Consider the following 7,608-nt stretch of genomic DNA (forward strand, 5'->3'; position numbering starts at 1 on the left):
ATCTGACCCTGAGCCCTGCGGCGCACAGCCCGGCTCCGATGAAGCCATTGCCTCCCTCGCGCCCGCTGGGCACCCACCAATATCTGTACTACACCGAAACCAATACCGACCGCATCCTCGACAACCTCGATGGCCTGCGTGATCTGGTGTTCCCGCGCCCGCCGCATCTGGAAGGCGACAACGAGCAGCACAACGACCAGGAATTTCCCTCGGTGTGCCTGATCGGCCTCGGTCGCTGCGGCTCCAACATCGCCCTCGACGTCGCGGAGCTGGTGTACAACGCGCGCAAGTTCTACCTCAACGAATTCAACAACGAAGACCGCGCCGCTGACCGGCGTCTGGCCGACAAGGGCTACAGCCCGGCGCAGTGGATCAAACAGAACCTGCGCATCGGCCCGAACAAGTCGAGCAAACCGGTGTTTCTGGTCGAGCCGCTGGTGATGCTCGGCGATCTCGACAAGGACATCGCCGGGCGCATCCGTTTCTCGCGCAAGGGCGAGAAAAGCGGTTTTCTGCGCGACTACAGCAAAATGAAGATCATGGACTTGTCCGAAGTCCACGCCGGTGGCGCCGGTAACGCGCCGATCCTCGGCCAGTACCTGGCCAAGATCATCCTCAACAAGGACACCCAGCGCTTCTCCAGCCCCGACTGGAAAATGATCCACTCGTATCTGATCGACAGCTGCGGCATCAAGGCCAACCAGTCGCGCCTGTACTTCTCGATCTTCAGTGCCGGCGGCGGTACCGGTTCGGGCATGGCCTCGGAGTTCGGCCTGGCCCAGCAGCACTCGTACATGAACAAGACGTTCGACACCAAGCCGATGGACGAGCATGACGGCAAGAGCGGGCATTCGTTCGTGTTCGAGCCGATCTTCACCAGCGGTATCTGCGTGCTGCCGAACATTTCCGATCACCGCAGTGAAATGTCCGAGGCGCTGCACATCAACGCCGGGCGCCTGCTGTGCAAATACCTCTCGGAAGAATGGGATTTCTCTTACAACTTCGCCAATGAAGACAGCAGCGAAGCCAGCGTCATGGGCCGTATCCGCCCATGGAACGCGATGATGCTGATCTCCAACGACATCATGCGTTACGCCGAAGAGAGCGATGACGGCAACATCCAGAACATTGATGTCAATGCGATGGAGAAGCACGCCAACCAGTACATCTCGCAGCAGATCTTCAACATTCTGACGGCGCAGGCGGTCACCACCGACTACGACCAGAACTACTTCCGCCGTGCCGGCATCGACATCGGCGAGACCATTCGCCTGGACGCCAACGACCTGTTCATGAGTCTGGCCGGCCCGGTGGCGATTGCCTACGCCGAATCGGTGGTGCCGGAAACCCCGCCGCCGAGCAGCGACAAGTTCAAGGTGTTCGACAAAGAGCCGCAGCGCCTGAACATCGACGACCTGTTCTTCCGCTCGATCGACCTGCCGCACTTCAACAAGGTCACCCAGGCGATCGAAGGCATCAGCCTGCTGCCGATCGAATCCAAGCGCTATCGCGCCTCGCTTGAGCAGTACAAGAATTCCGGCTACGACGCCGCCGCGTTGCACGACCTGCACTTCTTCAAGAACTGCTCGTCGGTGGTCTCGATCGTTTCGCTGCCCAAAGACTACAAGCTGTCATACATGGACCTGAACCGGTTGAAGACTCACCTCAACAGCCTGTTCCCCAACACCACGCTCAAGCGTTATGCGTTGGTGATCGGCGCCTCGGCCAACCTGTCGCTGACCACTTTGATCGCCAAGAGCCCGTGCCTGTCTGACGACTTCCTGACGTTGATCGTGGCCTTCATCAAGCGCTGCTTTGCCAAGACCCCGTACCGTTTCGACGAGACTCTGGACAACTCGATCCTCGACTTCATCATCAATGAAGACTTCGACGAAGACCGTATCGACGACCTGCTCAACGAGTTCGAAAACCCGGCGAAGATCCTCGACACCAACTGGTACGCAATCAAACCGATGTACGAGAAAAAGTACCGCGAGCTGATCAACGACAAGGACAAGTTCGTCTCGATCAACGACATTCGCCTGTCGCGCGATTGCGTGAAGAAGTCGATCAAGTACCTGCGCGAGATCTACCGTCACCGGATCGGCAAGACCAAGGTTATTTCCCTGAATAACCATACCGGGAAGACTTACTCGGTCTGATCGAAGACCGAGTTGCCCCTATCGCGAGCAGGCTCACTCCTACAAGTGAAATACGTTCCCCTGTAGGAGTGAGCCTGCTCGCGATGAGGCCCTCAAATTCCATGAATATCTCAGCCCTTCCAATATCCAGAAACAATTAAGCAGCCCTCAGGCTGCTCAATAAACTGTTCCCGTTACGTTTACGTCACCGTGAGGCCACCCACGCTTGTGGCATTTCTCTACGGCAACGTGCCATCACGCTACTCGGCTACACACTTTCGCTGACGACTGACTGCACCATCAAGGTGCAACGCTGGAATCGCCCGCCCTTTCCTGGATCAGAATCCACGGTCGCACCACCACCGCCCACATCGGCGGATCACGCTCGAAAATATCCAGCGCCCGCGTTTCAGACAGCTTGGCGACCTTGTCCTCGGCCAACCAGGCAGCCACTTTCTCGCCATCATCCGAGGCCACGGCCTCGGCGGCGGCGATCAAATCAAGCGCAGGGTCGACCCACAATAGGGCACCCTTGGCAAAGAACGGCTCCAGCTCTTTCCAGGTAATAGATGCGGTTTCACCAAGCAGCTTGGCATAGAGGGTGCTAGGTTCTTGATTCATGGGACTGTCCGGAAAAGAAATCGACGCGAATGATAACGTCGGTGGTCCGGCAGAAAAACCCGGTTGCAAATGGCTTCACCGAACGAAAAGAGCAGGAACGCCAAGGAATGCTGGTGATTGGGATATATGCCCACAAATGCCCCGCCGCAATTCTGTCTTTTTCATTCAAAAATGCGACACCCCCAAGTTTTGCCCCTCGGCGCCCGCTTCCCAGGCCAACAACCGGCGCTCTACACTGTACCGGTACAGTTGCCGGGGGCATTTCCGGAGGGTATCGCAAAGATATCTGACCCGGTTCTGCTGCTACGGCGCCAGAACTCAAAAAAATTACAACAGTAAGAGTGGAGCACTATGACTAAGGCTACTAAGCAGATTTCCAAACTGTTTGCCGCTATGGTTCTGGCCGGGGTTGCCAGCCATTCGTTCGCAGCTGACACCATCAAGATCGGTATCGCCGGCCCTAAGACCGGCCCGGTAGCCCAGTACGGCGACATGCAGTTCAGTGGCGCGAAAATGGCCATCGAGCAGATCAACGCCAAGGGCGGCGTCGATGGCAAGAAACTTGAAGCCGTTGAATACGATGACGCTTGCGATCCGAAACAAGCGGTAGCGGTCGCGAACAAGGTCGTCAACGACGGCGTCAAGTTCGTGGTCGGTCACCTGTGCTCCAGCTCCACTCAGCCTGCTTCGGACATCTACGAAGACGAAGGCGTCGTGATGATCACCCCGGCTGCCACCAGCCCGGACATCACCGCCCGTGGTTACAAAATGGTCTTCCGCACCATCGGTCTGGACAGCGCCCAAGGCCCTGCCGCCGGTAACTACATCGCCGACCACGTGAAGCCGAAAATCGTTGCCGTCCTGCACGACAAGCAGCAATACGGTGAAGGCATCGCTACCGCCGTCAAGTCGACTCTGGAGAAGAAAGGCGTGAAAGTCGCCGTGTTCGAAGGCGTCAACGCCGGCGACAAGGACTTCTCCTCGATCATCTCCAAGCTCAAGCAAGCCAACGTCGACTTCGTTTACTACGGCGGCTACCACCCGGAGCTGGGTCTGATCCTGCGCCAATCCCAGGAAAAAGGCCTGAAAGCCAAGTTCATGGGTCCGGAAGGCGTGGGTAACGACTCCATTTCGCAGATCGCCAAGGACGCTTCCGAAGGCCTGCTGGTGACCCTGCCGAAATCCTTCGACCAGGATCCGGCCAACGTCGCCCTGGCTGATGCCTTCAAGGCCAAAAAAGAAGATCCGAGCGGCCCGTTCGTGTTCCCTTCCTACTCGGCGGTTGAAGTGATTGCCGGCGGTATCGCCGCTGCCAAATCCGAAGACGCAGCCAAAGTGGCCGAAGCCATTCACGCAGGCACCTTCAAGACCCCTACCGGCGACCTGAGCTTCGACGCCAAGGGCGACCTGAAGGACTTCAAATTCGTGGTTTACGAGTGGCACTTCGGCAAACCTAAAACTGAAGTTTCGCCTCAGTAAGGCGCGCCCTGACTGACTGCCAATAAAGCCCACGGCGTGCCGTGGGCTTTGTTTTACGAATGTATGGGCCGCGCTGGCGTGATCCGCCAGTCTCCCCACCTGAAAATCTCAAAACCGTCATCAGCGGTTCGCTGGCAAAACCCGGATTCGAAGTGGATAAAGATCCACGGGGCCGGGCGGGAAAATGACTCCACCAGTGAAATGCGTATCAGGTTTTTAGGAGCGTTGTAATGCCTGACATCTATCACTTCTTCCAACAGCTGGTTAATGGCCTGACCATTGGCAGCACGTATGCCCTGATCGCCATCGGCTATACGATGGTTTACGGCATCATTGGAATGATCAACTTCGCCCACGGCGAGGTGTACATGATCGGTTCCTACGTGGCGTTCATCGCCATCGCCGGGCTGGCCATGATGGGAATCGACAACGTCCCGCTGTTGATGACCGCCGCGTTCATCGCGAGCATCGTCGTCACCAGTTCCTACGGTTACAGCATCGAACGGATCGCCTACCGCCCCCTGCGCGGCAGCAACCGTCTGATACCGCTGATTTCCGCCATCGGCATGTCGATCTTCCTGCAGAACACGGTTCTGCTCGCGCAAGACTCCAAGGACAAATCCATCCCCAACCTGATCCCCGGCAACTTCTCCATCGGGCCAGGTGGCGCACATGAAGTGCTGATTTCCTACATGCAAATCGTGGTGTTCGTGGTGACCCTCATCGCCATGCTCGGCCTCACGCTGTTCATCTCCCGCTCTCGCCTGGGTCGCGCCTGCCGCGCCTGTGCCGAAGACATCAAGATGGCCAACCTGCTGGGCATCAACACCAACAACATCATCGCCCTGACCTTCGTCATCGGTGCTGCGCTGGCGGCCGTCGCCGCTGTGCTGCTGAGCATGCAGTACGGCGTGATCAACCCCAACGCCGGTTTCCTCGTCGGCCTCAAGGCCTTCACCGCTGCGGTACTGGGCGGGATCGGCAGCATCCCCGGCGCGATGCTCGGCGGGCTGGTGCTCGGGGTGGCGGAAGCCTTTGGCGCCGATATCTTCGGCGACCAGTACAAGGACGTCGTGGCTTTCGGCTTGTTGGTTCTGGTGCTGTTGTTCCGTCCGACCGGCATTCTGGGCCGTCCGGAGGTTGAGAAAGTATGACTAGGAATCTTAAACAGGCGCTGTTCAGCGCCTTGCTGGTGTGGGCCGTGGCCTACCCGGTACTCGGTCTGAAACTGACCATCGTCGGCATCAACCTTGAAGTGCACGGCACCAGCCCGGCCATTCTGGCGACCATCGCCGTGTGCTCGGTGCTGATGTTCCTGCGGGTGCTGTTCAACCAGCAGATCAGCAAGGCGTGGAAATCCTCGCCGGGCCTGCCGCTGATCCCGGCCAAGGCCAGCAACTTCCTGACCCTGCCGACCACGCAACGCTACATCATCATTGCGCTGATCCTCGGTGCACTGGTGTGGCCGTTCTTCGGCTCCCGTGGCGCAGTGGACATTGCCACGCTGATCCTGATCTACGTGATGCTCGGCCTCGGCCTGAACATCGTCGTCGGTCTGGCCGGTCTGCTCGACCTGGGTTACGTCGGCTTCTACGCCGTCGGCGCCTACAGCTACGCGCTGCTGTCGCACTACTACGGCCTGAGCTTCTGGATCTGCCTGCCGATTGCCGGCCTGATGGCGGCGACGTTCGGCTTCCTGCTGGGCTTCCCGGTGTTGCGTCTGCGCGGTGACTACCTGGCGATCGTGACCCTCGGATTCGGTGAGATCATTCGTCTGTTCCTGCGTAACCTGACCGACATCACCGGCGGCCCGAACGGCATCAGCAACATCGAGAAACCGACGTTCTTCGGCCTGACCTTCGAGCGTAAAGCGGCGGAAGGCATGCAAACCTTCCACGAGTATTTCGGCCTCGAATACAACTCGATCAACAAGGTGATCTTCCTCTACCTGGTTGCCCTGTTGCTGGCGCTGGCAGCGCTGTTCATCATCAACCGCCTGCTGCGCATGCCGATCGGCCGTGCGTGGGAAGCGCTGCGTGAAGACGAAATCGCCTGCCGCGCACTGGGCCTCAACCCGACCGTGATCAAGCTGTCGGCGTTCACCCTGGGTGCGAGCTTCGCCGGTTTCGCCGGCAGCTTCTTCGCTGCCCGTCAGGGTCTGGTGACGCCGGAATCGTTCACCTTCATCGAGTCGGCGATCATCCTCGCCATCGTTGTGCTGGGTGGCATGGGCTCGCAACTGGGCGTGATTCTCGCGGCCGTGGTGATGATCCTGTTGCCGGAAATGATGCGTGAGTTCAGCGAATACCGGATGTTGATGTTCGGTGCCCTGATGGTGTTGATGATGATCTGGCGTCCACAAGGTCTGCTGCCGATGCAACGCCCACACATGGAGTTGCGAAAATGAGCCGCGAGATCCTTAAAGTCGAAAACCTGAGCATGCGCTTCGGCGGCTTGCTGGCGGTCAATGGCGTGGCCCTGACCGTCAAGGAAAAACAAGTGGTGGCGCTGATCGGGCCGAACGGCGCGGGCAAGACCACGGTGTTCAACTGCCTGACCGGTTTCTACCAGCCATCGGGCGGCAGCATCCTGCTCGACGGCGAGCCGATCCAGGGCCTGCCGGGGCACAAGATCGCCCTCAAGGGCGTGGTGCGCACCTTCCAGAACGTACGCTTGTTCAAGGACATGACGGCGGTCGAGAATCTGTTGATCGCCCAGCACCGTCACCTGAACACCAACTTCCTGTCCGGCCTGTTCAAGACCCCGGCGTTCCGCAAGAGCGAGCGCGAGGCCATGGAATACGCCGAATACTGGCTGGAAAAGGTCAACCTGAAAGAGTTCGCCAACCGTACCGCCGGCACCCTGGCCTACGGTCAGCAACGCCGTCTGGAAATCGCCCGCTGCATGATGACCCGCCCGCGGATCCTCATGCTCGACGAACCGGCCGCCGGTCTGAACCCGAAGGAAACCGAAGACCTCAAGGCGCTGATCAGCGTGCTGCGTGAAGAGCACAACGTCACCGTGCTGCTGATCGAACATGACATGAAACTGGTCATGAGCATTTCCGACCACATCGTCGTGATCAACCAGGGCACGCCGCTGGCCGATGGCACGCCGGAACAGATCCGCGACAATCCTGAAGTGATCAAAGCCTACCTGGGGGAAGCGTAAATGCTGCAGTTCGAAAACGTTTCCACCTTCTACGGCAAGATCCAGGCCCTGCACAGCGTCAACGTCGAAGTCCGTCAGGGCGAGATCGTGACCCTGATCGGCGCCAACGGTGCCGGCAAGTCCACGCTGCTGATGACGCTCTGCGGTTCGCCGCAGGCGCACAGCGGCAGCATCCGCTACATGGGTGAGGAGCTGG

The 7,608-nt window shown here is 58.9% G+C and carries 6 protein-coding genes and 1 pseudogene; 6 read left to right on the forward strand and 1 reads right to left on the reverse strand.

Annotated features, from left to right (window positions below):
• Nucleotides 1-2: 2 nt before the first annotated feature.
• Complete coding sequence (locus DBR18_RS10300) at nucleotides 3-2,162, forward strand: hypothetical protein (protein WP_256588664.1); 2,160 nt, start codon at nucleotides 3-5, stop codon at nucleotides 2,160-2,162.
• A gap of 279 nt (nucleotides 2,163-2,441) precedes the next feature.
• Here DBR18_RS10300 and DBR18_RS10305 read toward each other — a convergent pair whose 3' ends face one another.
• Nucleotides 2,442-2,762, reverse strand: a complete 321-nt coding sequence (locus DBR18_RS10305) for a DUF2288 domain-containing protein (protein WP_108590238.1) — start codon at nucleotides 2,760-2,762, stop codon at nucleotides 2,442-2,444.
• Nucleotides 2,763-3,113: 351 nt separating this feature from the next.
• Between DBR18_RS10305 and DBR18_RS10310 the strand changes: the two genes are divergently transcribed.
• The 5 genes and pseudogenes from DBR18_RS10310 to DBR18_RS29030 form a co-directional block, all read left to right on the forward strand.
• The gene (locus tag DBR18_RS10310) at nucleotides 3,114-4,241 is read left to right on the forward strand and encodes a branched-chain amino acid ABC transporter substrate-binding protein (RefSeq protein WP_108590239.1); all 1,128 of its coding nucleotides are present in this window, start codon (nucleotides 3,114-3,116) and stop codon (nucleotides 4,239-4,241) included.
• Between the two features lie 230 nt (nucleotides 4,242-4,471).
• Complete coding sequence (gene livH / locus DBR18_RS10315) at nucleotides 4,472-5,395, forward strand: high-affinity branched-chain amino acid ABC transporter permease LivH (protein ID WP_047601144.1); 924 nt, start codon at nucleotides 4,472-4,474, stop codon at nucleotides 5,393-5,395.
• Nucleotides 5,392-6,648 (forward strand): high-affinity branched-chain amino acid ABC transporter permease LivM, encoded by a 1,257-nt coding sequence (locus tag DBR18_RS10320; RefSeq protein WP_108590240.1) that lies wholly within the window; start codon nucleotides 5,392-5,394, stop codon nucleotides 6,646-6,648. The genes livH and DBR18_RS10320 overlap by 4 nt, the downstream gene beginning before the upstream one ends.
• The gene (gene livG, locus DBR18_RS10325; protein ID WP_007969480.1) at nucleotides 6,645-7,412 is read left to right on the forward strand and encodes a high-affinity branched-chain amino acid ABC transporter ATP-binding protein LivG; all 768 of its coding nucleotides are present in this window, start codon (nucleotides 6,645-6,647) and stop codon (nucleotides 7,410-7,412) included. The genes DBR18_RS10320 and livG overlap by 4 nt, the downstream gene beginning before the upstream one ends.
• A gap of 48 nt (nucleotides 7,413-7,460) precedes the next feature.
• Nucleotides 7,461-7,608, forward strand: a pseudogene (locus tag DBR18_RS29030) (ATP-binding cassette domain-containing protein); the annotation flags it as partial.

This window comes from Pseudomonas sp. HMWF021, assembly GCF_003061005.1.
Lineage (GTDB): Bacteria > Pseudomonadota > Gammaproteobacteria > Pseudomonadales > Pseudomonadaceae > Aquipseudomonas.